26 protein-coding genes are annotated in these 23,921 nt (G+C 69.6%); 17 read left to right on the forward strand and 9 right to left on the reverse strand.

The window, feature by feature from the left end; genetic code table 11:
* The first annotated feature begins 40 nt into the window (after positions 1-40).
* Entirely contained in the window at positions 41-556 is a 516-nt protein-coding gene (locus tag ACX80W_RS07975) for a glutathione peroxidase (protein WP_459282058.1), read from the forward strand.
* Between the two features lie 13 nt (positions 557-569).
* Here ACX80W_RS07975 and ACX80W_RS07980 read toward each other — a convergent pair whose 3' ends face one another.
* The gene (locus tag ACX80W_RS07980; protein ID WP_459282060.1) at positions 570-1,439 is read right to left on the reverse strand and encodes a Cof-type HAD-IIB family hydrolase; all 870 of its coding nucleotides are present in this window, start codon (positions 1,437-1,439) and stop codon (positions 570-572) included.
* Positions 1,440-1,549: 110 nt separating this feature from the next.
* Here ACX80W_RS07980 and ACX80W_RS07985 point away from each other — a divergent pair, with 110 nt between their 5' ends.
* The 8 genes from ACX80W_RS07985 (at position 1,550) to ACX80W_RS08020 (ending at position 8,431) form a co-directional block, all read left to right on the forward strand.
* The gene (locus tag ACX80W_RS07985; protein WP_459282062.1) at positions 1,550-2,563 is read left to right on the forward strand and encodes a LacI family DNA-binding transcriptional regulator; all 1,014 of its coding nucleotides are present in this window, start codon (positions 1,550-1,552) and stop codon (positions 2,561-2,563) included.
* Positions 2,560-4,092 carry a sugar ABC transporter ATP-binding protein gene (locus ACX80W_RS07990; RefSeq protein ID WP_459282064.1) on the forward strand — a complete coding sequence of 511 codons (1,533 nt, stop codon included), beginning with the start codon at positions 2,560-2,562 and terminating at the stop codon, positions 4,090-4,092. Before ACX80W_RS07985 ends, ACX80W_RS07990 begins: the two co-directional genes overlap by 4 nt.
* Positions 4,089-5,072 (forward strand): ABC transporter permease, encoded by a 984-nt coding sequence (locus tag ACX80W_RS07995; RefSeq protein ID WP_459282066.1) that lies wholly within the window; start codon positions 4,089-4,091, stop codon positions 5,070-5,072. Before ACX80W_RS07990 ends, ACX80W_RS07995 begins: the two co-directional genes overlap by 4 nt.
* 45 nt (positions 5,073-5,117) lie before the next feature.
* On the forward strand, positions 5,118-6,062 hold the full coding sequence (locus ACX80W_RS08000) for a substrate-binding domain-containing protein (protein WP_459282068.1): 945 nt from the start codon (positions 5,118-5,120) through the stop codon (positions 6,060-6,062).
* Positions 6,059-7,006: a ribokinase gene (locus ACX80W_RS08005; RefSeq protein WP_459282071.1), complete on the forward strand. Its 948-nt coding sequence runs from the start codon at positions 6,059-6,061 to the stop codon at positions 7,004-7,006. The genes ACX80W_RS08000 and ACX80W_RS08005 overlap by 4 nt, the downstream gene beginning before the upstream one ends.
* Positions 7,003-7,386: a D-ribose pyranase gene (gene rbsD, locus ACX80W_RS08010; RefSeq protein WP_459282073.1), complete on the forward strand. Its 384-nt coding sequence runs from the start codon at positions 7,003-7,005 to the stop codon at positions 7,384-7,386. Before ACX80W_RS08005 ends, rbsD begins: the two co-directional genes overlap by 4 nt.
* 96 nt (positions 7,387-7,482) lie before the next feature.
* Entirely contained in the window at positions 7,483-7,782 is a 300-nt protein-coding gene (locus ACX80W_RS08015; RefSeq protein ID WP_120165727.1) for a type II toxin-antitoxin system VapB family antitoxin, read from the forward strand.
* Positions 7,775-8,431 carry a LytR C-terminal domain-containing protein gene (locus tag ACX80W_RS08020; RefSeq protein WP_459282076.1) on the forward strand — a complete coding sequence of 219 codons (657 nt, stop codon included), beginning with the start codon at positions 7,775-7,777 and terminating at the stop codon, positions 8,429-8,431. Before ACX80W_RS08015 ends, ACX80W_RS08020 begins: the two co-directional genes overlap by 8 nt.
* Before the next feature lie 25 nt (positions 8,432-8,456).
* Here ACX80W_RS08020 and tgt read toward each other — a convergent pair whose 3' ends face one another.
* From tgt to ACX80W_RS08035, 3 genes are all read right to left on the reverse strand, one after another.
* Positions 8,457-9,716, reverse strand: coding sequence for a tRNA guanosine(34) transglycosylase Tgt (tgt, locus tag ACX80W_RS08025; protein WP_459282078.1), 1,260 nt, complete (start codon positions 9,714-9,716; stop codon positions 8,457-8,459).
* Between the two features lie 47 nt (positions 9,717-9,763).
* On the reverse strand, positions 9,764-10,615 hold the full coding sequence (locus ACX80W_RS08030) for a DUF6707 family protein (protein ID WP_459282080.1): 852 nt from the start codon (positions 10,613-10,615) through the stop codon (positions 9,764-9,766).
* Positions 10,616-10,714: 99 nt separating this feature from the next.
* Positions 10,715-11,254 carry an NUDIX hydrolase family protein gene (locus ACX80W_RS08035; protein WP_459282082.1) on the reverse strand — a complete coding sequence of 180 codons (540 nt, stop codon included), beginning with the start codon at positions 11,252-11,254 and terminating at the stop codon, positions 10,715-10,717.
* A gap of 189 nt (positions 11,255-11,443) precedes the next feature.
* Here ACX80W_RS08035 and ACX80W_RS08040 point away from each other — a divergent pair, with 189 nt between their 5' ends.
* Both ACX80W_RS08040 and ACX80W_RS08045 read left to right on the forward strand, forming a co-directional pair.
* Entirely contained in the window at positions 11,444-12,667 is a 1,224-nt protein-coding gene (locus tag ACX80W_RS08040) for an MFS transporter (protein ID WP_459282084.1), read from the forward strand.
* Positions 12,668-12,723: 56 nt separating this feature from the next.
* Positions 12,724-13,311 carry a YdeI/OmpD-associated family protein gene (locus tag ACX80W_RS08045; RefSeq protein WP_459282086.1) on the forward strand — a complete coding sequence of 196 codons (588 nt, stop codon included), beginning with the start codon at positions 12,724-12,726 and terminating at the stop codon, positions 13,309-13,311.
* Between the two features lie 19 nt (positions 13,312-13,330).
* On the opposite strand, the gene ACX80W_RS08050 is transcribed toward ACX80W_RS08045, so the two are convergent.
* The 4 genes from ACX80W_RS08050 to ACX80W_RS08065 form a co-directional block, all read right to left on the reverse strand.
* Complete coding sequence (locus tag ACX80W_RS08050; protein WP_459282088.1) at positions 13,331-14,434, reverse strand: ABC transporter ATP-binding protein; 1,104 nt, start codon at positions 14,432-14,434, stop codon at positions 13,331-13,333.
* A gap of 16 nt (positions 14,435-14,450) precedes the next feature.
* A complete protein-coding gene (locus ACX80W_RS08055; protein ID WP_459282090.1) occupies positions 14,451-16,016 on the reverse strand; it encodes an ABC transporter permease in 1,566 nt (521 codons plus the stop codon).
* 26 nt (positions 16,017-16,042) lie between these two features.
* Positions 16,043-17,086, reverse strand: coding sequence for an iron ABC transporter substrate-binding protein (locus ACX80W_RS08060; protein WP_459282092.1), 1,044 nt, complete (start codon positions 17,084-17,086; stop codon positions 16,043-16,045).
* Between the two features lie 155 nt (positions 17,087-17,241).
* Positions 17,242-18,366, reverse strand: coding sequence for a glycoside hydrolase family 76 protein (locus ACX80W_RS08065; protein ID WP_459282094.1), 1,125 nt, complete (start codon positions 18,364-18,366; stop codon positions 17,242-17,244).
* A gap of 134 nt (positions 18,367-18,500) precedes the next feature.
* Here ACX80W_RS08065 and ACX80W_RS08070 point away from each other — a divergent pair, with 134 nt between their 5' ends.
* The 6 genes from ACX80W_RS08070 to ACX80W_RS08095 all read left to right on the forward strand — a co-directional run bounded on the left by ACX80W_RS08070 (position 18,501) and on the right by ACX80W_RS08095 (position 22,918).
* Positions 18,501-19,277, forward strand: a complete 777-nt coding sequence (locus ACX80W_RS08070) for an SDR family NAD(P)-dependent oxidoreductase (RefSeq protein WP_459282096.1) — start codon at positions 18,501-18,503, stop codon at positions 19,275-19,277.
* Positions 19,278-19,319: 42 nt separating this feature from the next.
* A complete protein-coding gene (locus tag ACX80W_RS08075) occupies positions 19,320-20,522 on the forward strand; it encodes an acyl-CoA dehydrogenase family protein (RefSeq protein ID WP_459282098.1) in 1,203 nt (400 codons plus the stop codon).
* Positions 20,523-20,550: 28 nt separating this feature from the next.
* On the forward strand, positions 20,551-20,982 hold the full coding sequence (locus ACX80W_RS08080) for a VOC family protein (protein WP_459282100.1): 432 nt from the start codon (positions 20,551-20,553) through the stop codon (positions 20,980-20,982).
* Positions 20,983-21,005: 23 nt separating this feature from the next.
* Positions 21,006-21,515: a GNAT family N-acetyltransferase gene (locus ACX80W_RS08085; RefSeq protein WP_459282102.1), complete on the forward strand. Its 510-nt coding sequence runs from the start codon at positions 21,006-21,008 to the stop codon at positions 21,513-21,515.
* A gap of 179 nt (positions 21,516-21,694) precedes the next feature.
* Positions 21,695-22,504 carry a class I SAM-dependent methyltransferase gene (locus ACX80W_RS08090; RefSeq protein WP_459282104.1) on the forward strand — a complete coding sequence of 270 codons (810 nt, stop codon included), beginning with the start codon at positions 21,695-21,697 and terminating at the stop codon, positions 22,502-22,504.
* 12 nt (positions 22,505-22,516) lie between these two features.
* Positions 22,517-22,918 (forward strand): DUF7793 family protein, encoded by a 402-nt coding sequence (locus tag ACX80W_RS08095; protein ID WP_459282106.1) that lies wholly within the window; start codon positions 22,517-22,519, stop codon positions 22,916-22,918.
* Positions 22,919-22,948: 30 nt separating this feature from the next.
* Here ACX80W_RS08095 and ACX80W_RS08100 read toward each other — a convergent pair whose 3' ends face one another.
* On the reverse strand, positions 22,949-23,896 hold the full coding sequence (locus ACX80W_RS08100) for a TspO-related membrane protein (RefSeq protein ID WP_459282108.1): 948 nt from the start codon (positions 23,894-23,896) through the stop codon (positions 22,949-22,951).
* Between the last annotated feature and the right edge of the window lie 25 nt (positions 23,897-23,921).

Below are 23,921 nucleotides of genomic sequence, written 5' to 3' on the forward strand. Positions count from 1 at the left end.
ACGAAGATCCAGCACCGGTGACCACCAGCGAGGAGCAGCCATGCCCATCAGTGACCTCTATGACATCGAACTCGAGATGAACGACGGGACCCTCCGGACCTTCGGCGACTACCGGGGCAGGATCGTCCTGGTGGTCAATGTCGCATCAAACTGCGGGTTCACCCCGCAGTACGAGGGCCTGGAAAAGCTGTACCGCGCCTACGCGGCGGACGGCCTGGTCGTCCTGGGGGTTCCCTGCAACCAGTTCATGAACCAGGAGCCGGGTACCGACGAAGAGATTCAGTCCTTCTGCTCCACCACCTTCGGGGTCTCCTTCCCGCTCACGCGCAAGGCGGACGTTCGGGGGAAGAACCAGCATCCGCTGTATGGGCGGCTGACCGAGTTCAAGGGAGCCGGGTTCCCAAAGTCGGTCCTGCCGGGGCTGGTGAGGTGGAACTTCGAGAAGTTCCTCATCAACCGGGACGGCATCGTCATCGCCCGTTTCGCGCCGACGGTGGAGCCCGACGCACCCGAGATCGCGGCGGCGATCGAATCCTGCCTGAGCGCCGCCGCCTGAGCCTGCGGCCGGCCTAGCCGTCGAGGGTGGCGACGCAGGCTGCGAGGAACGCGGCCCCGGCGTCCTCGTTGACCAACCCCTCCTCGATGAGGATGCGGTACGGCTTCTCCGGCACGCCGTCGGAGGGCCGGACGTCGACGTGGGCCACGTCGAAGCCCTTGCCGTGCAGGTAGTCAGCCATCGCATAGTCGGTCCGTGAGTCTCCGACGGTCCGCCAGGTGGTGGGAACCTCTCCGAGAGGTGCCAGCAGGGCCAGGGCACGCTCCGCGCCGAGGTCCTTGCCCAGCCGGACCGATTCGATGTCGGTGGAGATGATCGTTGGATCGATGCGGTAGTGCACCGCGCCGTTGCTGTCGGGCACTTCACGGCCCAAGCGGATCCCCCCCATGCCGTGGCTGGCAAGGATGTCCATGGCGTCGGCGTCGAACTCCGCCTGTCCGGCCAGGTAGTCGGCGCTGCTGACGTCGAGCGACTGTTCGACCGACACCATGGCCCGCTTCGTCTCGTCAAAGAACATCAGGTTCGAGTACTTCCCGGCGACCAGGTCGCGGATGTCGTCGCCGAAGCTTGCCGGCAGCGCGAGCGCCCGGTCCACGCTGACTTTTCCCGCGCCGTCGGCGTCGAAGCTGAACCATGAGGCACCCTTTTCGCAGACCGCGTGGAACCGGACCCCGTCGGGAATACCTGAGGCCACCATGGGGTTCAATAACTGTTCCCGGATGAAAGCATCCGAGCGGCCCGTGTTGAAGACCACCGGCCAGCCGGCAGCGGCCAGCTGGAGCAGGTGATCGATGATCGGCTGGGGAACAGTACGCGTGACGGGGCTGGCAATGGGGCCGTCAACGTCGAGGAGCAGGCCCATGCGGGCTTTCAAAGAGGGCATGCTCCATTATGGACCGACGCCATTCCGGCGCCGATTTGACTTCAGAAGGACTAGAGCACATACTCTTGGAATCGATTCCATGGAATCGATTCCACGACGAAGGAAATGCAATGAAGCAGGTTACGATCAAGGACGTGGCGGAAGCCGCAGGGGTCTCAACGGCCACTGCGTCCCGCGTCCTTTCGGGCCATCCGTCCACCTCGCACGAGGCACGCGAAGCCGTGGGCGCCGCGGCCAGCCGGCTCGGGTTCCGTCCGAACGCGCAGGCACGGTCCCTCCGGAAAACCCGCACCCAGACCATCGGCCTGCTCCTGCCGGACGTCCGTAACCCCTTCTTCGGTGACCTCGCCCACGCAGTGGAGCAGAGGGCGCGGGACTTCGGGTACATGACGCTGTTTGGTAACGCGAACGAGAACGTGGAGCAGCAGGACGAGTACATTGACGTCATGCTGTCCCAGCGGGTGGACGGTGTCATTGCGGCACCCCAGGGTGATGGCGGCAACCTCGACCACCTGCTCCGGAGCGGGGTGCCGGTGGTCTTCGTTGACCGGGTACTCGATAACTTCGATGTTCCATGCGTCAGCCCGGACAACTCGACGGGCATTAAGGACGCCGTAAAGCTCCTCACGGCCCGGGGACACCGCCGTATCGGCTACATCGCCGGCCCGCAGTCAACCTCCACCGGCCGCGAGCGCCTCCGCTCCTACAAGGAAGCGCTGGCCGCAACCGGGGCGGACGACGACGCCGAACTCATCTTCCTCGGTGACTTCCAGGCAGCCAGCGGAACGGAAGGCGCACGCACCCTCCTCGACCTCGCGAACCCTCCGACGGCCCTGCTCGCCGCCGACAGCCTGATGAGTATCGGTGCGGTCGGGGTGTGCAATGAACGCGGCATCGCCATCGGCACCGACATCGCGTTCGTGGCCCACGACGACATCGACGCGTTCAAGCTCGTCAACCCCGCATTGACTGTTATCGCGCATGACGTCAATGCGATGGGGCGCCTGGCCGTCGACACGTTGATGAGCGTCATCGGGGGCGAAACTCCGGCCTCCCAATCCATCCCCGCCCGCCTGATCGTCCGCGGGTCCACCCCTGAACTCGAGAAAGTACGGCAATCATGAACGGCAGTCCCATCCTTACGCTGGACAACGTGTCCAAGGCGTTCGGCCCCGTCAAGGTGATCGATGGCGTCAGCGTCAACGTTCTCCCCGGCAAGGTGCAGGTTCTCCTGGGTGAGAACGGCGCCGGCAAATCGACCCTGATCAAGATGATGGCGGGTGTTCACCAGCCGGACAGCGGCAGGATCCTGATCGACGGCCAGGAAGTCCACCTTCCGGACACCAAGGCCTCGGAAAACCACGGCATCGCCACCATCCACCAGGAACTGAACCTGGTGGGCACGATGAGCATCGCCGAGAACATCTCGCTGGGACGCCTGCCCCGCCGCTACGGACTGGTCGACAAGGCTCGAATGAAGGAGGATGCCCGGGCCGCCCTCGCCCTGATCGGGCTGAACCTCGACGTCGACCGCCAGGTGGGGGATCTGGGCATCGCGCACCAGCAGCTTGTGGAGATCGCGAAGGCCCTGAGCCTGAACGCCCGCATGCTGATCCTCGACGAGCCCACCGCGGCTCTGACCAAGCGGGAGATCGCCTCGCTGTTTTCGGTCGTGGAAGACCTCAGGGCACGTGGCGTCGGAATGGTGTTCATCAGCCACCACCTCGACGAAATCGCCGCGATCGGCGATTCGGTCTCGGTCCTGCGCGACGGCAGGTTCATCGCGGAGGTTCCCGCCAGCACCCATGAGGACGAACTGGTTCGGCTCATGGTGGGGCGCGACATCGACCAGCAGTTCCCGCGACGCCGCGAGTACTCCGGTCCTGCCGATACCCTCCTCGAGGTCCGCGGGCTCTCCACGAAGGGGATGGTCAACAACGTCTCGTTCTCCGTGAAGGCCGGTGAGGTCGTCGCGCTCGCGGGGCTAGTTGGTGCGGGGCGCACCGAAGTGATCCGCGCCATCGCCGGAATCGACCCGTACACCTCGGGGAGCGTCTCCGTGCGGGGCAAGTCCCTCCCGCAGCAGAATGTGGGTGCGGCGATCCGCGCCGGCATCGGCCATGTTCCCGAGGACCGGAAGGTCCAGGGCCTCGTCCTGGGCGCGGCCGTCAACGAGAACATCGGCTACGCGACGCTGGCCTCGACCGCGAAGGGCGGAATCGTCGACTTCGCCGGGCAGCGCAAGCGGGCCCAGGCCGTCGCCGACAAGCTCCGGATCCGGATGGCAAGCATCGACCAGACGGTCGGCTCGCTCTCCGGAGGAAACCAGCAGAAGACGGTGTTCGCCCGGTGGATCGTCGCCGGCGCTACGGTCCTGCTGCTCGACGAACCGACCCGCGGCGTCGACGTCGGGGCGAAGGTCGAAATCTACGAACTGATCAATGCCATCACCGCGGCCGGCGGTGCCGTCGTGATGGTTTCAAGCGAACTGCCCGAAGTGCTCGGCATGGCCGACCGGATCGTCGTCATGAGCGGCGGTCACGTGTCCGGTGAACTGCCGGCCGACAACGCAACGCAGGACTCGGTGATGTCACTGGCCGTCCGCGATGTACAGCGAGAAATTGAAGACAAGCAGATGAAGGACGAATCATGAACAAGGTAGCTGAAGCTGTAGCCGCCCCCGCGGGGCGCGGACGGGGGACGTTCATGTCGTTCCTCGCCGGCAATGGAGCACTCGTAGGACTGGTGGTCCTAGGACTGGCGCTCTTCATTGCCACCCCCGACTTCCTCACAGGTCGGAACCTCCTCAACGTCGGTATCCAGGCCTCGGTGATTGCGGTGCTCGCCTTCGGGCTCACCTTCGTCATTGTTGCGGCAGGGATCGACCTATCGGTCGGATCGGTTGCGGCACTCTCCGCGATGGGCTCGGCCTGGATCTTCTCCCAGGCGGACCTACCCGGCTGGATCGCACTCATCGGAGGCCTCCTCATCGGCACCCTCAGCGGTGCGGTGAGCGGGCTGGCAGTGAGTTACGGAAGGCTTCCCTCATTCATCGCCACCCTTGCGATGCTGAGCGTGGCCCGCGGCCTCACCCTCGTCCTCTCCGGTGGACGGCCGATCCCCACCGCTCCCGAGGTTTCCTTCCTCGGTAGCATGCTCGGACCGGTACCCATGCCCATCGTCGTGCTCATCATCGCCGGCGCGGTCGCCGCAGTGATCCTCAACTTCACGGTCATGGGCCGCTACATGTACGCGGTCGGCGGCAACACCGAGGCCGCACGGCTTTCCGGTATTCCGGTCCGGCGCGTCCTCATCACCGTCTTCGCGCTCTCCGGCCTCTTCGCGGCGCTTGCGGGCCTGCTGCTGTCGGGCCGGCTCGATTCGGCCCAGCCACAGGCGGCAGTGGGTTATGAACTCGACGCGATCGCGGCGGTCGTCATCGGCGGCGCCTCCCTCGCCGGCGGCGTCGGCCGGATCAGCGGCACCCTCATCGGTGCGCTCGTCCTGGTCGTCATCCGCAACGGGCTCAACCTGCTCAACGTTTCATCCTTCTGGCAGCAGGTTGTCATCGGCCTCGTGATCGCCCTCGCCGTAGGCGTGGACTCGCTCCGCCGCAAGACTGCGCAGCACTAAAACTTTCCTCCGCAATACCCCCACATAGATAAAAGGAAGAAGACAATGAAGTTCTCCCCCACCAAGATCGTGGCGCTTTCCGCCGCAGGCGCACTCGTGCTCGGCGTCGCAGCATGCAACCGAGGCGGCGGCGACGACGCCGCCAGCGGCGGCGACAGCGTGACGCTCGCCGTCTCGACGCTGAACAACCCGTTCTTCGTCGAACTGCGCGACGGCGCGCAGACCGCGGCCGACGAAGCAGGAATCAACCTCGACGTCATCGACGCCCAGAACGATTCCGCCACCCAGACCAACCAGCTCGCGACCGCCTCGTCGAGCGGCACCGACGGTGTGATCATCAACCCGGTCGACTCCGACGCGGCGGCGGCCTCCGTGGCTCCGCTGGTCGAGAGCGGCACGCCGATCGTGGCTGTCGACCGCACCGTCAACGGCGCCGAGATCCAGTCGCTGGTCTCCAGCGACAATGTGGCCGGCGGCAAGCAGGCCGCCGACGAACTGGCCCGCGCGATGGGCGAAAAGGGAAAGGTGATCGTGCTGCAGGGCGTCGCCGGCACCTCGGCGAGCCGTGACCGCGGGGCCGGGTTCACCGAAGGCCTCAAGGCCTACCCCGACATCGAAGTCGTGGCCCAGCAGACCGCCAACTTCGACCGTGCCGAGGCGCTGAACGTGGCGACGAACCTGCTGCAGTCCAACCCGGATGTCACAGGCATCTTCGCCGAGAACGACGAGATGGCGCTCGGCGCCATCCAGGCGCTCGGTGACCGGGCCGGCAGCGAGGTCAGCGTCGTCGGCTTCGACGGCACCGAGGAGGGCCTCGTCGCGATCCAGGAGGGCACCCTGACCGCCACGATCGCCCAGCAGCCCGCCGAGCTCGGCAAGCGCTCGGTTGAAGTCCTCGTGCAGGTCCTCAACGACGAATCAGTCGACGCCACGGTTCCCGTGCCCGTAACCACCGTCAACGAGGAAAACGTAGGAGAGTTCACCGAATGAGCACCAACCCACCGGGCATCGTCGTCGTCGGGTCGATCAACGCAGACCTCGTCGTAACGCTCGAACGTCATCCGGCACCGGGTGAAACAGTGCTGGGACGGTCAATGACCGTCCTGCCCGGTGGCAAGGGTGCCAACCAGGCCGTCGCGGCCGCACAGCTGGGGGCGCCGGTCACTCTGATCGGCGCCGTCGGCGCGGACGCCTACGCGGAGGCAGCCCTGGCGGGGCTGCGCTCCGCGGGGGTCCGGCTCGCCCTCCACGAGGCGGACGCCGGCACGGGCGTGGCGGTCGTCCAGGTCTCGGGGGCCGGTGAAAACTCCATCGTGGTGATCCCCGGCGCCAACGCCGAGGTGACGAGCGAGGTGGTGCGGTCAAGGGCGGACCTGATCTCCGAGGCCGCGGTCGTCGTGCTCCAGGGTGAAATCCCCGCCGACTCGATCGCCGAAGTGGTTCGGCAGGCGAGGGGCCGCGTAGTGATCAACCTCGGGCCGGTGATTGAACTCGATCGCTCGGCTCTGCTCGCCGCCGATCCGCTGGTGGTCAACGAGCATGAGGGGATCCTGGTGCTCGAACAGCTCGGCGTCCGGGACCTTCCCTCGGCAGCGGACCACCGCGGCATCATCGAAGCGCTGTCGGTGGCCGGCTTCGCCTCGGTGGTGCTCACCCTGGGTGCCGAAGGCGCCCTGGTTTCCTCCGACGGGACGGTCCGGGGCTTCCCTGCGCCGAAGGTCTCGGCGGTCGACACCACGGGGGCGGGCGACGCCTTCGTGGGGGCGCTCGCCGCCCGCCTCGTCGCCGGCGACAGCCTGGATACGGGCGTCGAATTCGCCGTCCGCGTCGGTGCGTATGCCGTGCGGTCCGAGGGCGCCCAGCCGTCGTATCCGGGCCTCGGCGACGAGCTCCCCGGCGTCGGGATCAGCAAGAGCGAAGGGACGATCGAATGAAGCGTTCAGGCATCCTGAATCCTGACCTCAGTTCGGCCATCGCCGGCCTTGGCCACACCCACCTCGTGGTCATCGCCGACATCGGCCTGCCCATCCCCGAGACGGTGCGGACCGTCGACCTCACCCTGGTCCGGGGGATTCCCCGGTTCACCGAGGTGCTGCGGGCGGTGCTGGCGGAGATGGTCGTCGAGGACAGCATCATCGCCGCCGAGGCGCAGGACGGCGAGGCCGGGGAGTGGGTGCGCGGCGAGGGGCTTACGCCCCGCGCCATCCCGCACGAGGACCTCAAGGCCCTGCTCCCCTCGGCGCGGTTGGTGATCCGCACCGGCGAAGCGACTCCGTACGCCAACGTGATCCTCCAGGCCGGAGTTAATTTCTAGGCGGAGATCCGTGGCCAGAGGTAACTCTTTGGCCACGGATCCGCGGCCGCTGGGGCTTATATTCCATTGCGCGCCTGTTTTCCCTAGGCTGTATCAGTGATCTTCAAAGCTGTGAGCGATGGCCGACCCTACCCGGACCATGGACATGTGTCCCCGAGAGACTGGGCAGAGGTCCCTCCCCGGCAGGTCCGCCTCGACGAACTTGTGACAACGAAAACCACCCTCGACCTCGAGGCCCTGCTGGCCGAGGACTCAACCTTCTTTGGGGACCTCTTCCCCCATGTCGTCCAGTGGCAGGACACCCTGTACCTCGAGGACGGACTGCACCGGGCCGTCCGCACGGCCCTCCACCAGCGCACCATCCTCCACGCCCGGGTGCTCGTCATCGATGGCTGATTACCGTCCGGGCCGCCGCGAGCGGGCCCTCGCGAAGAGGGACCCCACGGAGTGGCACGGGCAGCGGATCGTCACCGAGACCGACCTCGGCGCCGTCTTCGCATCGGACGAGGCGGAGCGCAGCGCCCGCAATTCCCGCCGGATACGCCACGGCGTCGTCCTGGTCCTGCTCGCGGGACTGGTGGGCGCCGCGGCCTTCACCGCGGTCGGCATCAACCGCGGCGACATCCGCATCGCCGCCCTCGAGCCGACACCCCGGCCCACCGAGACCTGTCCCGCCGGGCCGTTCGACTACCAGGACCCCAGCTCGGTGACGGTGAACGTCTACAACAGCACCGACATCGAAGGGCTCGCCGGCACCGCCGCGGGCCAGCTGCGGGAGCGCGCCTTCGTCGTCGCCGAGGTCGGCAACCGGCCGGTTGACCCGACCGGCATGACCGCTATCATCGTGTCGGGCCCCGAGGGGGAGGCCAACGCCTTCACCCTCCAGCGCACCATCCCCGAGTCCGTCTATGTCGTGGATCGGCGGAAGGGACGCACCATCGACGTCGTCCTGGGCTCCGCGTTCACCACCATCGCCCCCGCGGAAGGCCTGGATACGACACCGGGTGGCCTGACCTGCTTGGCATCGGAGACTCCCGCCCCGTGACGGCACGGCACCCGCACCGCGCCCCTCAGGCGTAGTAGCGGCCGAGGACCTCGGCCTTGAGGTCGTAGAACGTCCCGTCGGCGATCGCGGCACGCGCGTCGTCGACCATCCGCACCACGAACCGTTCATTGTGGATGGAGATGAGGGTGGCCGACACCATCTCCTTCGCCTTGAACAGGTGGTGGATGTAGGCGCGGGTGTAGTTGGTGCACGTGTAGCAGTCGCACCCCTCGACCAGCGGCGTGAAATCCCGGCGGAAACGCGCGTTGGAGAGGTTCCACCGGCCGTCGGGGGTATAGAACGCCGAATTCCGCGCGACCCGGGTGGGGGAGACGCAGTCGAAGGTGTCGGCGCCGTTCTCGATGCCGGTGAACAGGTCGTCCGGTTCCGAGATGCCCAGCAGGTGCCGTGGCTTGTCCTCCGGCAGCTCCTCGCTGCACCAGCCGAGGATCGTGCCCAGGTTCTCCTTCTCCAACGCCCCGCCGATTCCAAAGCCGTCGAAGTTCATTCCGCCGAGGTCCCGCGAGGCCTTGCGCCGGAGGTCCTCGTACTGGGCACCCTGGATGACCCCGAACAGGGCCTGGTACGGCCGGTGGCTGCGCTCCCTGGAGAGCCGCTCGTGTTCGACGATGCACCGCTCGGCCCACAGCCGGGTGCGCTCCAGCGATTCCTCCTGGTAGCCGCGCGAGTTCATCAGCGTCGTGAGCTCATCGAAGGCGAACATGACATCGGCGCCGAGCTGGTGCTGGACCTGCATTGAGATTTCCGGGCTGAAGCGGTGCCGGTCGCCGTTGAGGTGGGACTTGAACCAGACGCCGTCGTCGTCGATGTGTGCCAGGCGTTCCTTGCCGGCGGCCACCCGGTCGTCGGCGCCGGCCGCCTCGGACCCGGAGGGCACGTCCATATTGATGACCTTCTTGAACCCCGACCCGAGGCTCATCACCTGGAAGCCGCCCGAGTCGGTGAAGGTGGGCCCGGGCCAGTTCATGAAGGCGCCCAGGCCGCCGGCCTCGTCGAGGATGTCGGGGCCCGGCTGGAGGTACAGGTGGTAGGCGTTGGCGAGCAGCGCCTGGGCGCCGAGGTCCTTCATCGACTCGGGCAGGACGGACTTGACGGTCGCCTTGGTGCCGACGGGGATGAAGGCCGGGGTGGCGATCTGCCCGTGCGGCGTCGAAATCACGCCGGTGCGGCCGTGCCGCCGCTGCCCGTCCGGGCTGTCGGTGGTCTCCTCCAGCCGGGCGCCGACGGTGAAGGAGAAGGAGGACTGCTGGGACTGTGGATGCACCTGTCCATTTTGCCAGTCCCCGCGGGTCCTCCCGTCCGCAGCCCGGCTCAGGCGGTCCGGGCGAGGCCCGCGACGGCGCTGAGCTCGTTGGCGATGCGCCGGTCAAGGACCTCGCGGGCGAGGGTTTCGGAGCCGCCGTGCGCCCGCAGGTACAGCAGGACGCCGAGGCGCAGCACCCGCCAGTCCTTCTCGGCGGCCCGGTTCCCGGCGGCGGTGGCCCGCAGGATCTCCGGGTCGTACAGGTTGGGGTCGTTCAGCTGCCGCTGCCGAACTGCTGCGTTGACCTTGGCGCGCAGCGGGTCGGTCTCGGATTCGTCGGCCACCCGCAGCGCCACCGAGTAGGCCGCCGACCGCTCCTCGTTGTCCCGGGTCAGGTACGCGGCCATGGCCAGCGCGCTCTCGATCCACTTCCACCGTCCGAAGTTGCCGTCGAACCCCAGGTCGGTGAGCAGGTCCGCCGTCTTCAGGGCGCTGTCGGTGTCCCCGCGGTCCACGAAGAGGGTCAGCGCGAGGTCGTGAAGGTCCTGGAGGTTCGAACCGGACTTGAAGTTGATGCCGCGCGCCAACCGCTCGGCGAGCTCGGCGATGCGCTCGCTGCCCGGGTGCAGTGCGGCGACCTGGGCCACGAGCTCCTCGGGGGAGCCATCGTCGGCCGCCACCGCGGGAACCGGCGGCGTGCCTCCCGCCGCCTCCACCGACACCACCGACCCGCTCGCGATGCGCAGCGTCCGGCCTCCGGTCAGGGTGGCGGTGAGAATGGCTGGGACGCCGAAGTCATCGGACTCGATCTCGATGCCCACCACCTCGGCGTAATCCGAGCCGTCCGGAAGCGCGATGCGCTGGCCGGCGGCGACAGTCTCGGCCGGGACGGGCCGTGCCTGGATTGCGTTGTTTTCCACTTTTTTCGTACCTCGCTCAGCTGCCCCCGCGTCCGGCAACAGGGCGTTCCGCTGACCTGTGCCTACATAAAGATACGGGAACGGCGCCGGGAAGCCCGACTAGCGGCCCCATCCGGCATGGGCCAGGGCCTGGCGGAGCAGGTCCGCGCGGCCTCCCGACAGCTCGGCCTGGATGGAGGGGCTCAGGGCTTCCGAGGGCGTCAGCCAGGACAGTTCGAGGGCGTCCTGGCGGGGGTTGCACTCGCCGGTGACCGGAATCAGGTAGGCGAGGGCGACGGCGTGCTGGCGGTCGTCGGTCAGGCCGGTCTCCGAGGGGGAGGGGAAGTATTCGGCGATGGTGAAGGGCAGCACCGAGGGCGGTAGCTGCGGCAGGGCGAAGGGGCCGAGGTCCTTCTCGAGGTGGCGCAGGAGCGCGGCACGGACCGTCTCGCGGTACATCACCCGCCCGGAGACGAAGGTCCGCACCATCTCCCCCTCGGCGTTGGCCTGCAGGAGCAGTCCCACCTCGTTGACGTAGCCGAGGGCGTCGCAGCGGACCGGGATCGCCTCCACGTACACCATGGGCAGCCGGCGGCGGGCCTCGTAAAGATCCTCTTCGGAGAGCCAGCCTGGATTGGGGTCGGGGGTGCGCACATTCATAACCAAGTTTTATAGCAGGAACCGGCGCCGGGGACAGCGGCGCGCGTGCCTTCGGCCATCGGCTGAACGCCGGATCCCGCCCTCCGGCCGCTTAATATGCCCGCCGGAGCGGGAATCCGGGCCCGCCCATAACCTAGAATCGGCTCCGAAAGGCACCGGGGCGCGGGCCCCGCACACGATCGGCATACCTTGTCTGTTTCCTCTCCGCGGGTCACCGCCGCGGCACCGTTCCCCTACGCCGGACTGTTGGCCCTCGCCGGCGTCGGATTCGTCGCGGTCACCGGCGAGCTGCTGCCCACGGGGCTCCTGCCTCAGATGGCGCGCGACCTGGGGGTCGGACTCTCGACGGCCGGCTACCTGGTGACGATCTTCGCGGCCACGGTCGTCGTTGCCACCACGCCCCTGGCGGCGCTGACCCGGCGGCTCCCGCGCAAGCAGCTGCTCGTCGTGATTCTGCTGCTCATCGCCGCCGCCAACCTCGCCGCGGCCCTCGCCCCGACCTACGCCTTCCTCGTTGCGGCCCGGATCCTCGGCGGGCTGGCCCTCGGGCTCTGCTGGGCCGTGGTCGCCGCCTACCCCGCGCACCTTGTACCGGCCCAGCAGCTGGGCAAGTCGGTGGCCTTCACCTCCGGTGGGGTCACGGCGGCGTTCGTGCTCGGCGTCCCCATCTCCACGGCGGTCGGCAACGCCTTCAGCTGGCGGGTGGCGTTCGCCGCAATCGCGGTCGTCGCCGTGCTGCTGGCCGCCGTCCTCGTCGCACTCCTGCCGCCGATCCAGCATCTCGTGGAGCGGAAGGCCGGCGAGGAGGAGGTGCGGCTCCGCCACGAGCCGAGCCTCAAGCCGGTGCTCCTGCTGTGCGCCGTCATCCTCGTCCTGCTGGCCGGGCAGAACTCGTTCTACACCTACATCGCCTCATGGCTGACCGAGGTGTCCTCCTTCGGCATGGGCTCCGTGGCCTTCGTCCTGTTCCTCTACGGCGGAGCCGGCATCATCGGCCTGGCGGCGGCCGGCTATGCCGCCGACCGCTTCCCGCGCAGGGGGTTCGCCGTTGGCGTGCTGCTTGTCATTGCCGCGGTGTCGACACTCACCGCGGCGGCAGGGAACACCGGCGTGGTGCTGGTGGCCATCGTCGTGTGGGGCGCAGCCTTCGGCGGGCTTCCCGCCATGATCCAGACCCGTATGCTGCGCACCGCGTCGCCCCGGATCCGCGACCTCGCGGCGGCGCTGCAGGCGACGGCCTTCAATATCGGTATCGGCAGCGGTGCGCTTTTCGGGGGGCTGCTGCTCGACAACGTCGGGCTCAGCGTCCTGCCGGTCGCGCTGATCGTCCTGCTGGCGGCGGTCCTCGTCCTCGCCGTCGCCACCGATGTCACGAGCGTGCGCCGGGAGCGCCACCGCCTGCACACCGGCTAGTGCCCGGGCGGGGGCGGCTGCTGGCGCCCCCGGTGGCGTGGGAATACAGTTGCGCCATGGCCGACGAACTGCCCGAACTCCTCCTCCCCGGCGTCCGGGAATGGCGGGACTGGCTTGAGGCGGAGCACGCGGCTTCTCCGGGGGTGTGGCTGATCCTGACGAAGAAGGGCGGCACGCTCACCACCCTGACCTATGCCGAGGCGCTCGATGAGGTGCTTTGCTACGGCTGGATCGACGGACAGCGGCGCGGCCGGGACACCGAAAGCTACTTCCAACGGTTCACACCGCGCACGCCGAGGAGCATCTGGTCGATCCGCAACTGCACCTCCATCGAGCGGCTCACCGCCGAGGGGCGGATGCGGCCGGCTGGCCTGGCCGCGGTGGAGGCGGCCCGGGCCGACGGGCGGTGGGACCGCGCGTACGCCGGTCCGGCCACCGCCGTGGTGCCCGACGACCTCGCCGCCGCGGTGGCCGCCAGCCCCCGGGCGCAGGCCACCTTCGACGGGTTGTCCTCCCAAAACCGGTATGCGCTGATCTTCCGGCTGGGGCAGCTGCGCACCGCGGCGGGACGGCAGCGGGCCGTCGACCGCTTCGTGGAAATGCTCGAGCGCGGGGAAACCCCGTATCCGCAGAAAGAGCGCTAACGCCCGGCAGGCCCGGCACCTACGCCGGGAAGGCCACGCCCTCCCCGACCACCCGCAGGCGCAGCTCGGTGCCCACCCTCGCCATCGCGGCGTTCCAGTGGCGGATAGTGACGGTCTGGCCGTCGATGCCCTCCGGGCGGTTTCCGGCGGGCCTTGCTCCTCCATGGAGGCGGATCTTCACCGTCACCTCGGGCCCGAAGAAGTCGGTCTCGACGACGGTGCCGCGGATGTTGCCGTCCTCGGCGATGCGGATCTGCTCGGGGCGCAGCATCAGCTGGACCCTGCCCTGGCAGGTGGGCCGGCGCACGGGGATCCCTCCGAGTGCGCACATGGCAAGGGATCCCTGAAGCTCCGCGTCGAGGATGACCGCGTCGCCCAGGAATTCCGCCGTCGCCCGATCCGCCGGACGGGTGTAGACGACGAAGGGGTTTCCGACCTGGGCCAGGACGCCGCCGCGCATCACGGCGACCTGGTCGGCGAAGGAGAGCGCCTCGGACTGGTCATGGGTCACCAGGATCGTCGTCACGCCGGTCTCTGCGAGGGTCCTCGCCACGGTCTTCCGGGTGGCCACCCGCAGGCCCGCGTCGAGGGCGGAGAACGGCTCGTCGAGGAGCATCAGGGAGGGCCCGCGCGCCAGGGCGCGTGCCAGGGCCACCCGCTGCTGCTGGCCGCCCGAGAGCTGATCGGGCCTCCGGTCGGCGTAGTCGGCCTCGAGGGAGACCATGGTGAGCAGCTCGGCGACGCGCGCGCGGGCGGCCCGGCGCGGGAAGGCCCTGCGGTCCAGCCCGAAGGAAACGTTCTCCCCGACCGAGAGGTGCGGGAACAGGGCGCCGTCCTGCGCCACGTAGCCGATATTGCGTTTGTGGGCCGGAACGGGGTGCCCGGGTCCACCGGCGACGACGCCGCCCTCGAACTCGACGACGCCGGAGTCGGGGGTGTCGAAGCCCGCGATGATGCGCAGCAGCGTCGTCTTTCCCGACCCCGAGGGCCCCACAATGGCGGTGGTGATGCCCTTCTGGACCGACAGGGTGAGCCCGCGCAGCACCGGTGTGCTGCCGAAGGACTTGGTGATATTGAGCAGCTCGAGGTGGTTCACGGCGGGGAGCAGGGGGGAGGTGGTCATGCCGCACCGCCCGTGCTCACTGGCCGACCGCTTTCTGGGACTGCCGGTACAGCAGGTAGGTCATGGGCAGGGACAGCAGGATCAGCAGCAGGGCGTACGGGGCGGCCCCGGCGTAGTCGATCTCCGAGCTGAGCGCCCAGAACCGGGTGGCGAGGGTCGACACGCCCGACGGCGCGAGCACCAGCGTGGCGGTCAGCTCGGTGGAGACGGCCAGGAAGACAAGGGCGGCCCCCGCGGCGGCCGCCGGGGCGGTGAGCCGCAGGGTCACCTTCACGAAGGCGCCAAGGGGCCGCGTGCCCAGCGCCTGGGCGGCCTCCTCGAGCTCCTTCGGGGCCTGCGCGAACCCGGCGCGCAGGTTCACCAGCGCCCGGGGCAGGAACAGCAGCGCATAAGCGGCGATCACCACCGGCGTCTGCTGGTAGAGGGGGTAGGCGAAGGTAATGGTGACGGTGACGAAGGCCAGGGCGACGACGATCCCTGGCATCGAGCTGGTGATGTAGTTGCTGCTCTCGAGGAACCGGGCGAACCTGCCGCCGTAGCGCACGGCCAGCCAGGCGATGGGGAACGCGGCGAGGACGGTGACCGCCGCCCCGGCCACCCCGTAGGCGAGGGTCTGGAACAGGGCCCGCCCGAGTTCGTCCACCTCCCAGACGGCCGCGCCGCCGGCGATGAGCCAGCGCAGCACATTGGCCAGCGGCACGCCCAGGGCCAGGACGACGAGCGCCAGCACGAAAAGGGAGGCCGCCGGCTTCCACCGGCCCAGCGCCCGCACCGCCGGTGCCGCGGCGACCCCCGGCCCGATCCGGGCGTACCGGGCGTTGCCCCGGGCCGCGGACTCGGCAAGCAGCAGGAGCAGGCAGATGCCCACGAGGACGCTGGCGAGCATGTTCGCCGCCGCGCTGTTGAAGGTCGATTGGAACTGCTGGAGGATCGCCGTGGTGAAGGTGTCGAAGCGGATCATCGAGTAGGCGCCGTACTCCGCGAGCAGGTGCAGGCCCACCAGGAGGGCGCCGCCACCGACGGCCAGGCGCAGCTGGGGCAGGACGACGCGGAAGAAGACCCGCCAGGGGCCCATGCCCAGGGACGCCGCCGACTGCTCGAGCCCCGGGTCAAGTCGGCGCAGCATCGCGGCCGCCGGGATGTAGACCAGCGGGTAGTAGCTCAGCACCGAGATCAGGACGCCCGCGGGAATGCCCGAGAGCGATGGAACCGTGCCGGCCCAGGCGTAGCTGTTGACGAACGCAGGAACGGCAAGGGGTGCGGCGAGCAGCAGGGAGAGCGTGCGCGCCGCCGGGAGGTCGGCGCGTTCGACGAGCCACGCCGCCGCCACCCCGAGGGCGACGCAGGCGGGCACCGTCAGCACGACAAGGGCCACGGTGTTGAACAGCAGCTCGCCCACCCGGGGACGGATGAGGAGTTCGACGGCGGTGTCCCACCCGGTGGTGGCGGTGACCGTGACGACGAAACCCAGCGGGATCAGCGTCCCGAGGGTGATCAGCACGGCCGCCGCGGAAACGCCGAAAGGCGGGCGGGAGCCGGTGCTCCTGCCCGCCGTTTCGCGGATCCGCTCGGATGTGGCCATGGTGGCCGGTTGTGCCTTCCCGCCGCCTAGAGGAGCCCGGCGTCGGTCATCAGTTCGACGACCTTCTCGCCGTTGAGCTTGGCCGGATCGACCTTCGGTGCCTCGAGCTCGGCGAGCGGGACGAGGCCCTCGCGGGGGGTGACCTCGGCGCTCACCGGGTACTCGTAGTCGCTGCCGGTGCTCAGGGTCTCCTGGCCTTCCTTGCTGGTGATGAACTCGAGGAAGGAGTTGGCGGCGTCCTTGTTGTCGGAGGACTCAAGCACCCCGGCCCCGGAGATCGACACGAACGCGCCGGCGTCGGAGCCCTTGAAGTAGTGCGGCTCGAGGTTGCCGGAGTTCTCACCGGTGCCCGCCTGGTCGGCGGCGTAGTAGTAGTGGTAGATCACGGCGGCGTCGACCTCGCCGGAGTTCACTGCCTTCATGGCGGCGCCGTTCTTGGGGTAGATCTTGGCGCCGTCCTTCATTGCGGCGAGCCACGCGGCGGTGGCCTCCTCACCCTCGAGTTCAAGCATCGCGGAGACGATCGCCTGGAAGTCGGCGCCCCCGGCGGCCGCACCCCAGCGCCCGGCCCACTTCGGGTCGGCCAGGTCCATCATCGACTTCGGCAGGTCGGCCTCGGTGACCTTCTCCGGGTTGTAGACGAAGAGGGTGGAACGCGCGGCGACGCCGGTCCACTTGCCGGTGGTGGGGCGGTACTCCGCCGGAACGTTGTCCTCGACGGCCGCGGGGATGTCGGCGAACAGTCCGGCGTTCTCGACCTGGGTCATCGCCGGGGAGTTCTCGGTGATGAACACGTCGGCGGGGGACTTTTCGCCCTCCTGCAGGATCTGGTTGCTCATCTCGGTGTCGCTGCCCTGCCGGACGGTCACCTCGATTCCGGTCTGCTCGGTGAATTCGTCGACCCAGGCCTGCGTCATTGACTCATGCTGCGCGTTGTAGACAGTGATTTCGGCGGCGTCCGAGCTTTCGGCCGCCGGTTCGGAGGCAGCTCCGGAGCCGCAGGCTGTCAGGGCGAGAAGCAGGGCGGCCGTGAGCGCGGCGGGCTGAACCTGCCTTGAACGGAAGATCATTGGAGCCTTTCAACAAAACAGTGGACGGCAGCGGGAGGGCTGGACCGATGGTTGGACTGTGTGCACCTTCACACACAGGTAAGCATGTCCTAACTAATTCCTATTTCACCACTTAGGTGTCCCAAATCACACCTTTTTCGTCACGTTCGTATGACCTAATTAGGTGTGGAGCGTTCTGTCTCCGGCGCGGCGCCTGCCGGCGGCGGGTTGGCCGGTCGGCCGGCGCGGGCGTCGGCCTCGAAGATCATCAGGGCCTGGACCTGGGTCGAGAGGTCCACCGGGGGCAGTGCGGGGATCCCCGCTGCCGCCGGAAAGACCAGGGCGTCGGCTAACCCGCGCCGCCCGCTCCACACCGCCTCCGCCGTCGCCGTGACAAGGCTCCGCGCGGTTCCGGCGGCGTCCGGGGCCAGCCCCGGCGCCTCCGCCGCCTCGGCCAGGTAGCGGGCGAGGATGCCGGTGAACAGTCCGCCGTCGCCGGTTCCATGCGTGCGCAGGGAGCCCTCCGGGGTGGTGAGCCGGGATTGGACGGCGGAGATGAGGGCCTGTGCCTGGCGGAGGTTCCGCCCGCCGCCGAGGGTGACGAGGGCGCCCAGCACCGGACCCTGGTTGTAGGTGTAGACGGCCCTTGCCACCTTTCCGCCGGCGGCGGTGCGGTGGACGCCGTCGAGGTAAAGCCCGGAATCCGCGTCCCACAGCCGACCGCGCAGCCAGCCGAGGAGCCCGGCGGCCCGTTCCCGTTCCCCGGAGCGGGCGAAGTACAGCGCGGCCGGCGCCGTGGCCGGGGTGTTCTTGAAGTCGCGCCGGGTGTTCCAGTAGACCCCGCCGCCGAGTTCGGGGGTGGAGGCCGAACGCAGTGCGGCCCCGAGGGCGGCCCGGGCGCGCCGGTGGCGGGGGCGGTGGCCGGCGTCGACGAGGCACCGGTCGAGCCGCTGGAGCGCGAGAGCCAGCCAGGCCATGTCGTCGTAATAGGAATTGGTCCAGCGCAGGCCGTTCCGCAGGCGGATGCCCCGGGCGAGCCGGACCGCGCGCCCGAGGGCAGCGTCCGCGCCGGCCGGGTCCCGGGTGCGCAGGCGCAGGTGCCCGTCGAGGAGGGCGTCGAGATAGTGCGCCTGCCACCAGTAGTGCCAGGGGGTTCCCGATCCGGTGGGGCGGGGGAAGGCGATCCGGCCCAGCCGGGTGCCGGGCAGGCCGAACGCCCGGGCGGCGAACAGGCCCTCGAGGCTGTCGGCGGCCGCCTGCGCCCGATGCGCCGGAGTGGACCGGTCCGCGGGAGTGGGCATAAACCCAGCCTAGCCAACCGGTTCCGGCGCCGGATTGAGCATTCTGCCCAGTACTTGCCGCCCCGGATGCGATGTGGGCCGCATCACAGTACGCTGAATCAGGCAGCATGCACGCTTTTCGAGGGGGCACTTTTATGGATGTGAAGGATTCGGCAGCGCTGGTCACCGGCGGCGCCTCCGGGCTGGGTTATGCAACGGCGCAGCGCCTGATCGAGGAGGGCGCCTTCGTCGTCCTGCTCGACCTTCCCTCCTCCGCCGGCGCCGATGCGGCCGGACGGCTCGGCCCCCGGGCACGGTTCGTCCCGGCCGACGTCGCCGACGCCGCGCAGGTCGGCACCGCTGTCGCGGCCGCCGCGGAGCGCGCACCGCTGCGCGTTGTGGTGAACTGCGCGGGCATCGCCACCCCCGGAAAGGTGCTCGGGCGCGGGGGCGTGCTCCCGCTCGAACAGTTCGAACGGGTGCTCGCCGTGAACCTCACCGGCACCTTCAACGTCCTTAGGCTGGCGGCCGAGGCCATGGCCGCCGTCGAACCCGTGACCGGAGCCGGGGGCTCCCCGGAGCGCGGGGTGATCATCAATACCGCCTCCGTCGCGGCGTTCGACGGCCAGATCGGCCAGCCCGCCTACGCGGCGTCCAAGGGCGGCGTCGCCGCCATGACGCTTCCCCTGGCCCGGGAACTCGCCCGGCACCTGATCCGGGTCGTCACCATCGCGCCGGGCATCTTCGAGACGCCCATGATGGCGGGGCTGCCGCAGGAGGCCCAGGACTCCCTGGGCAGCCAGGTGCCCCACCCCTCCCGGCTGGGCAAGCCCTCCGAGTACGCCGCGCTGGTGTCCTCGATCCTCGCGAACCAGATGCTCAACGGCGAGACCATCCGGCTCGACGGCGCCATCCGCATGGGCCCGCGGTAATCCTTCCCGGCCTCCGGCCGCCCGAACCGAAAGGACTGCTCAATGGAGAGCCAGTTCGAGACCAACCAGCTTCCGGACGCCGACTTCCTCGGCTTCGAGTCGCTCCTGAGCGCCACCGAGCGGGCGAAACTCGACGACGTGCGCGACTTCCTCGCCAAGGAGGTGGCGCCCTCGGCCACCGAATGGTGGAACCGCGCCGAGTTCCCCCACGGCATCCTGCCCAAACTCGCCGCCCTCGAACTGAGCACCCCGGTGCAGCAGGGCTACAGCCACCTCTTCGGCGGAATGGTCATCGCCGAAATGACCCGGGCCGACACCTCCCTTGCGACCTTCTTCATGGTCCACCACGACCTCTTCGTCGAGGCGCTGCACCAGTTCGGGTCGCCCGGGCAGAAACAGCGCCTCCTGCAGGCCGCCATGGACCTGCGCATCACCGGGGCGTTCGCGCTCACCGAGCCGCAGCACGGCTCCGACATCGCCGGCGGCATGGCCACGACGGCCACCCGCGACGGCGACACCTGGATCCTCAACGGCGCCAAGCGGTGGATCGGCAACGGGACCTTCTGCGACTACATGCTCCTCTGGGCCCGGGACACCGACACCTCGGCGGTGCGCGGATTCATCCTCGATGCCACCCTGCCCGGGGTCACCCGGACCCCGATCGAAAACAAGATCGCCCTGCGCACCGTGCAGAACGCCGACATCGTGCTCGAGAACGTGCGGGTGCCCGAGGTCGACCGCTTCGAGGGGATCGAAAGCTTCTCCGACACCCGGCGGCTGCTCCTCGGCTCGCGGATCCTCGTGGGCTGGCAGGCGGTGGGGCAGCAGCTTGCCGCCTTCGACGTCGCCCGCCGGTACGCCCTGGAGCGCTACCAGTTCGGCCGCCCCCTGGCCGGCTTCCAGCTCATCCAGGACCAGCTTGTGACAATGCTCGGCAATACGACGGCGAGCATGGCCCTCATGGTCCGGACCGCCCAGCTGCAGGACGCAGCCGGATCGCCGGCGGGCCCCGGGGAGGGCCCGGGCATGCCGCAGGCGGCACTCGCCAAGGCCTATACGACCGCCCGCATGCGCGAGACCGTCGCCCTCGGGCGCAGCATCCTGGGCGGCAACGGCATCGTGACCGAATATCGGATGGCGAAGATCTTCGCCGACGCCGAGGCCGTCTACACCTACGAAGGGTCCTACGAGATCAACACGCTGATCGTCGGGCGGGCCCTGACGGGCCTTTCGGCCATCGTCTGACCGCTGAGGCCGGGGCTAGACTGCGCCCATGACGGAGATGGAGACCGCCGGCCCGGTGCGGCAGCTGAGGGTCGTCGTGCAGGCCGAGGACTACGACGCCGCGCTGGCGTTCTACCGGGATGTGCTCGGCATGCCCGAGGAGGAGGCCTACCAGGGCGCGGACGGCGCCCGGGTGGCGATCCTCGATGCCGGGCGTGCCACCCTCGAGCTCTCCAACCCGGCGCAGGTCCGCCTCATCGACAGCGTCGAGGCGGGCGGGCAGCCGAGCGCGCGGATCCGCCTTGCCTTCGAGGTCGACGACGCCGCGGGAACCACCCACCGGCTCGTGGCCGCCGGAGCGGAGCTGATCGCTGAACCGCGGGAAACCCCCTGGCGCTCGCTGAACTCCCGGTTGAACGCTCCGGCAGGGGTCCAGCTCACCCTGTTCCAGGAACTCGATTCGAAGGACGGGAACCCCTGACGCCCGGGGAGGCCCCGCCCGGAGTGCTGATCCGGGGCGCGCAGGCCGGCGAGCTCTCCGCCCTGCGGGAGATCGAGCGCGCCGCCGGGGAGCAGTTCCGCGCCCTCGGCATGGCGCAGATCGCCGACGACGAGCCCCTTGGCGTTGACGAGCTTGCCGGTTTCCAGGCGGACGGCCGGGCCTGGGTCGCCGTGGACGAGGCCGACCGGCCGGTGGGTTACCTGCTGGTGAAGCGCGTGGGGAACGACGCCCACGTCGAGCAGGTCAGCGTTCACCCCGCCGCCGCCCGGCAGGGGATCGGCGGACGGCTCCTGGAGGCCGCCGAGGACTGGGGCCGCCGGCAGGAACTGGTGGGCCTCACGCTCACCACCTTCACCGACGTCCCCTGGAACGCCCCGTACTACCGGCGGCTGGGGTTCCGGGACGTTCCGGCGGACCGGTTGGAGCCCGCCCTGGCACAGATCGTGGCGGAGGAGGCCGCCCATGGCCTGGCGCGGTGGCCGCGGGTGGTGCTCAGCCGCCCGCTGGCGTAGGCGCGCCCCGGAGTTCGGGCAAGGGGCGGCAGCTCCGGCCGGCGCCCCGGCGCGCCGGGGGAACCTCCCGGAAGGACACGGGACCGCATCTTCACCCCGCCAGCCCCAACGTCGCCGTCCCGCCCGGCAACGGCGGGTCGTACTGGCCGCCATCCGCCCGAAGTGGCAGAGTGACGCGTGTGACAAACGTCGAAAGTACGGCAGCCCGTCGGCTGTGGAACCGGGCGCGGCTGGTGCCGACGATCGCGTGGCTGGCTGCGCGGGCCCCGCGTGATCCCCACCGGGCGTGGGAGGGGTACTGGAAGGACATTCAGGCCACCGGCGCCGGGGGACAGGTGCTCTGGGACTCGACCTCCGAAGCCGAGCGCAGCCAGTACGCCGCCACGATCCGCACCCACCTCGACACCTCGCTGCCGGTCATCGACGTCGGCTGCGGCAATGGATCCTTCACCCGGTGGCTTGCCGGCATCTTCCCCGAAGCGCACGGCGTCGACGTTTCCCCGAGCGCGATCTCCCGGGCGGAGGCTGAGGCGGAGGGCCTGGCCAACGTGTCCTTCGCCGTCGTCGACGCAACGGATCCGGGGGCCGCAATCTCGCCCTACCCGGGGGCATGCAATGTCTTCGTCCGTGGCGTCCTCCACGTCCTTCCGCCGCGGCCCCGGGCCGTTATGGCCTCCAACCTCCGCAGCTCCGTGCGCGGCGGCCGGGTGTTCCTCACCGAAACCAACTTCCCGGGAAGCTCCCTCGAGTACGTCGAACGGCTCGGGGCGGTACCCGGGTACATCCCCGCGGGGCTGCGGCGGGCCATCGCTGGTCTTCCACGGCCCGGTCACTTCGGCGCCACCGAGCGGGAGGCAGCCTTCCCCGGGGGCCAGTGGCTGCTCCTCGCCGACGGGCCGGCCGTCATTGACGCCGTCCCCGCGGAAACCGCCGAGTCGACGCCGATTCCCGCCTACTTTGCGGTGCTTCAGCCGCAGGGGGAGCGCTAGATGGTCCCGGGAGTGCCTGCCGCGCCACAGCCGATCGAGGGTGGAAAAGGCACGCTTGAGCTCCGGCCGGACGGTGTCCTCCACCTCCGGTGGAACCGCGGCATCCACATCGCCACCGAGGACGCCCGGGCCGCGATGGCCGACGTCGACCTGCTCTGCGCGGACACCTCCCACCCCATGCTCGTGGACATGGAGGAGACAAAATCGGTCAGCCGGGGAGCCCGCAGCGTCTTTTCGATTCCGTGCGGCGCCTCACGGATCGCGCTGCTCGGCAGTTCCCCGGTGGACCGGCTGCTCGCCAACTTCTTCCTCGGCCTGCACAGCCCGCCGTGCCCCACCCATTTCTTCACCTCGCGGGCCGACGCCCTCGACTGGCTGAAGCGCCCGGGTGACGAGGGGCCTCCGGACCACTGATCCCCGCCGGGCCACGACAGCCCGCGGGGCCTAGTCGATGAGGTTCAGCGGGGCGCGTTGCGCGTCCTGGAGTGCCCGCAGCCGCCGCCGGCGCTCATGGTCCACGCGGTGCCTCCGCGATCCGGAGGAGATGAGCAGCAGGAAGACGCCCAGGCCTGCCGCGAAGGCGACCGGCGTCGACGCAGGCTCCCCGAAGAGGCGCGCCGGGACGATCCAGACGAGGCCCCAGACCACGGCCAGGGCGACGCTGAGGTGCCCCCTGCCCGTACTGCAGAGAACGGCTGTACCGATGATGACCAAAGCCACGGCGATCACGGCCCAGGTCTTGGCGCCGAGGTCGAACAGGTCGATGCCCTGCCGGTCGGCCAGGGCGGCGCACCGCACCGCCGTCTCCATGATGACCCAGCCCAACAGCAGGCCGACGGGCACATCGACGGCGGCGCCCTCGATCCGCCCCCTGGCAGGGTAGCGCTCCAGCGGCCGCAGGGCGGAAAGCAGGACGCCGAGGAGCAGCACGGTGATGGCCGCCGCCAGGGTCGCAAACTCCTCCGGAGCCGACAGGCGGAGGGCGGTCAGGAGTACGAAGGCCGAGGCGGCGTTCCAGCCGAGCCGGCGCTGGCGCTCCGACCGGCGTTGGGAGGGAAGCCACTGATACAGCACGTAGGCCAGCAGCGCCGCGTCGAGGAGGAGCCAGATCCACAGGGCGCCGGCGGCGGGGACGAGCAGGGTGGGGCCAGGGAGCGGTGGCCCGGGAAGGAAAGGATCGGCGGCGCGTCCGCCCGGCGTGAGGAGCCAGGCTGCCGCGGCCAGGGACACGAGGACCGCCCGGACGAGGTCGGGGTCCCAGGAGCCCACCTGCGAGGCGCCCGCTGCAAGGCGCCGCCGCACCGCGCCCCACGCCCGATCGGCACCGGAGCCGCCGTCGTTCCCCGCGGCGCCGTCCGGGGCCGCGGACACCGTCGGAGGAACCGGGGGCATTGGCGGGACCCTCACCTCACGCGTC

Source organism: Arthrobacter melezitosi (assembly GCF_054511055.1).

Coding starts and splice junctions, on each gene's coding strand:
- ACX80W_RS07975 (WP_459282058.1), top strand. CDS start 41: ATGCCCATCAGTGACCTCTATGACATCGAACTCGAGATGAACGACGGG.
- ACX80W_RS07980 (WP_459282060.1), bottom strand. CDS start 1,439: ATGCCCTCTTTGAAAGCCCGCATGGGCCTGCTCCTCGACGTTGACGGC.
- ACX80W_RS07985 (WP_459282062.1), top strand. CDS start 1,550: ATGAAGCAGGTTACGATCAAGGACGTGGCGGAAGCCGCAGGGGTCTCA.
- ACX80W_RS07990 (WP_459282064.1), top strand. CDS start 2,560: ATGAACGGCAGTCCCATCCTTACGCTGGACAACGTGTCCAAGGCGTTC.
- ACX80W_RS07995 (WP_459282066.1), top strand. CDS start 4,089: ATGAACAAGGTAGCTGAAGCTGTAGCCGCCCCCGCGGGGCGCGGACGG.
- ACX80W_RS08000 (WP_459282068.1), top strand. CDS start 5,118: ATGAAGTTCTCCCCCACCAAGATCGTGGCGCTTTCCGCCGCAGGCGCA.
- ACX80W_RS08005 (WP_459282071.1), top strand. CDS start 6,059: ATGAGCACCAACCCACCGGGCATCGTCGTCGTCGGGTCGATCAACGCA.
- rbsD (WP_459282073.1), top strand. CDS start 7,003: ATGAAGCGTTCAGGCATCCTGAATCCTGACCTCAGTTCGGCCATCGCC.
- ACX80W_RS08020 (WP_459282076.1), top strand. CDS start 7,775: ATGGCTGATTACCGTCCGGGCCGCCGCGAGCGGGCCCTCGCGAAGAGG.
- ACX80W_RS08035 (WP_459282082.1), bottom strand. CDS start 11,254: ATGAATGTGCGCACCCCCGACCCCAATCCAGGCTGGCTCTCCGAAGAG.
- ACX80W_RS08045 (WP_459282086.1), top strand. CDS start 12,724: ATGGCCGACGAACTGCCCGAACTCCTCCTCCCCGGCGTCCGGGAATGG.
- ACX80W_RS08050 (WP_459282088.1), bottom strand. CDS start 14,434: ATGACCACCTCCCCCCTGCTCCCCGCCGTGAACCACCTCGAGCTGCTC.
- ACX80W_RS08055 (WP_459282090.1), bottom strand. CDS start 16,016: ATGGCCACATCCGAGCGGATCCGCGAAACGGCGGGCAGGAGCACCGGC.
- ACX80W_RS08060 (WP_459282092.1), bottom strand. CDS start 17,086: ATGATCTTCCGTTCAAGGCAGGTTCAGCCCGCCGCGCTCACGGCCGCC.
- ACX80W_RS08065 (WP_459282094.1), bottom strand. CDS start 18,366: ATGCCCACTCCCGCGGACCGGTCCACTCCGGCGCATCGGGCGCAGGCG.
- ACX80W_RS08070 (WP_459282096.1), top strand. CDS start 18,501: ATGGATGTGAAGGATTCGGCAGCGCTGGTCACCGGCGGCGCCTCCGGG.
- ACX80W_RS08075 (WP_459282098.1), top strand. CDS start 19,320: ATGGAGAGCCAGTTCGAGACCAACCAGCTTCCGGACGCCGACTTCCTC.
- ACX80W_RS08080 (WP_459282100.1), top strand. CDS start 20,551: ATGACGGAGATGGAGACCGCCGGCCCGGTGCGGCAGCTGAGGGTCGTC.
- ACX80W_RS08100 (WP_459282108.1), bottom strand. CDS start 23,896: ATGCCCCCGGTTCCTCCGACGGTGTCCGCGGCCCCGGACGGCGCCGCG.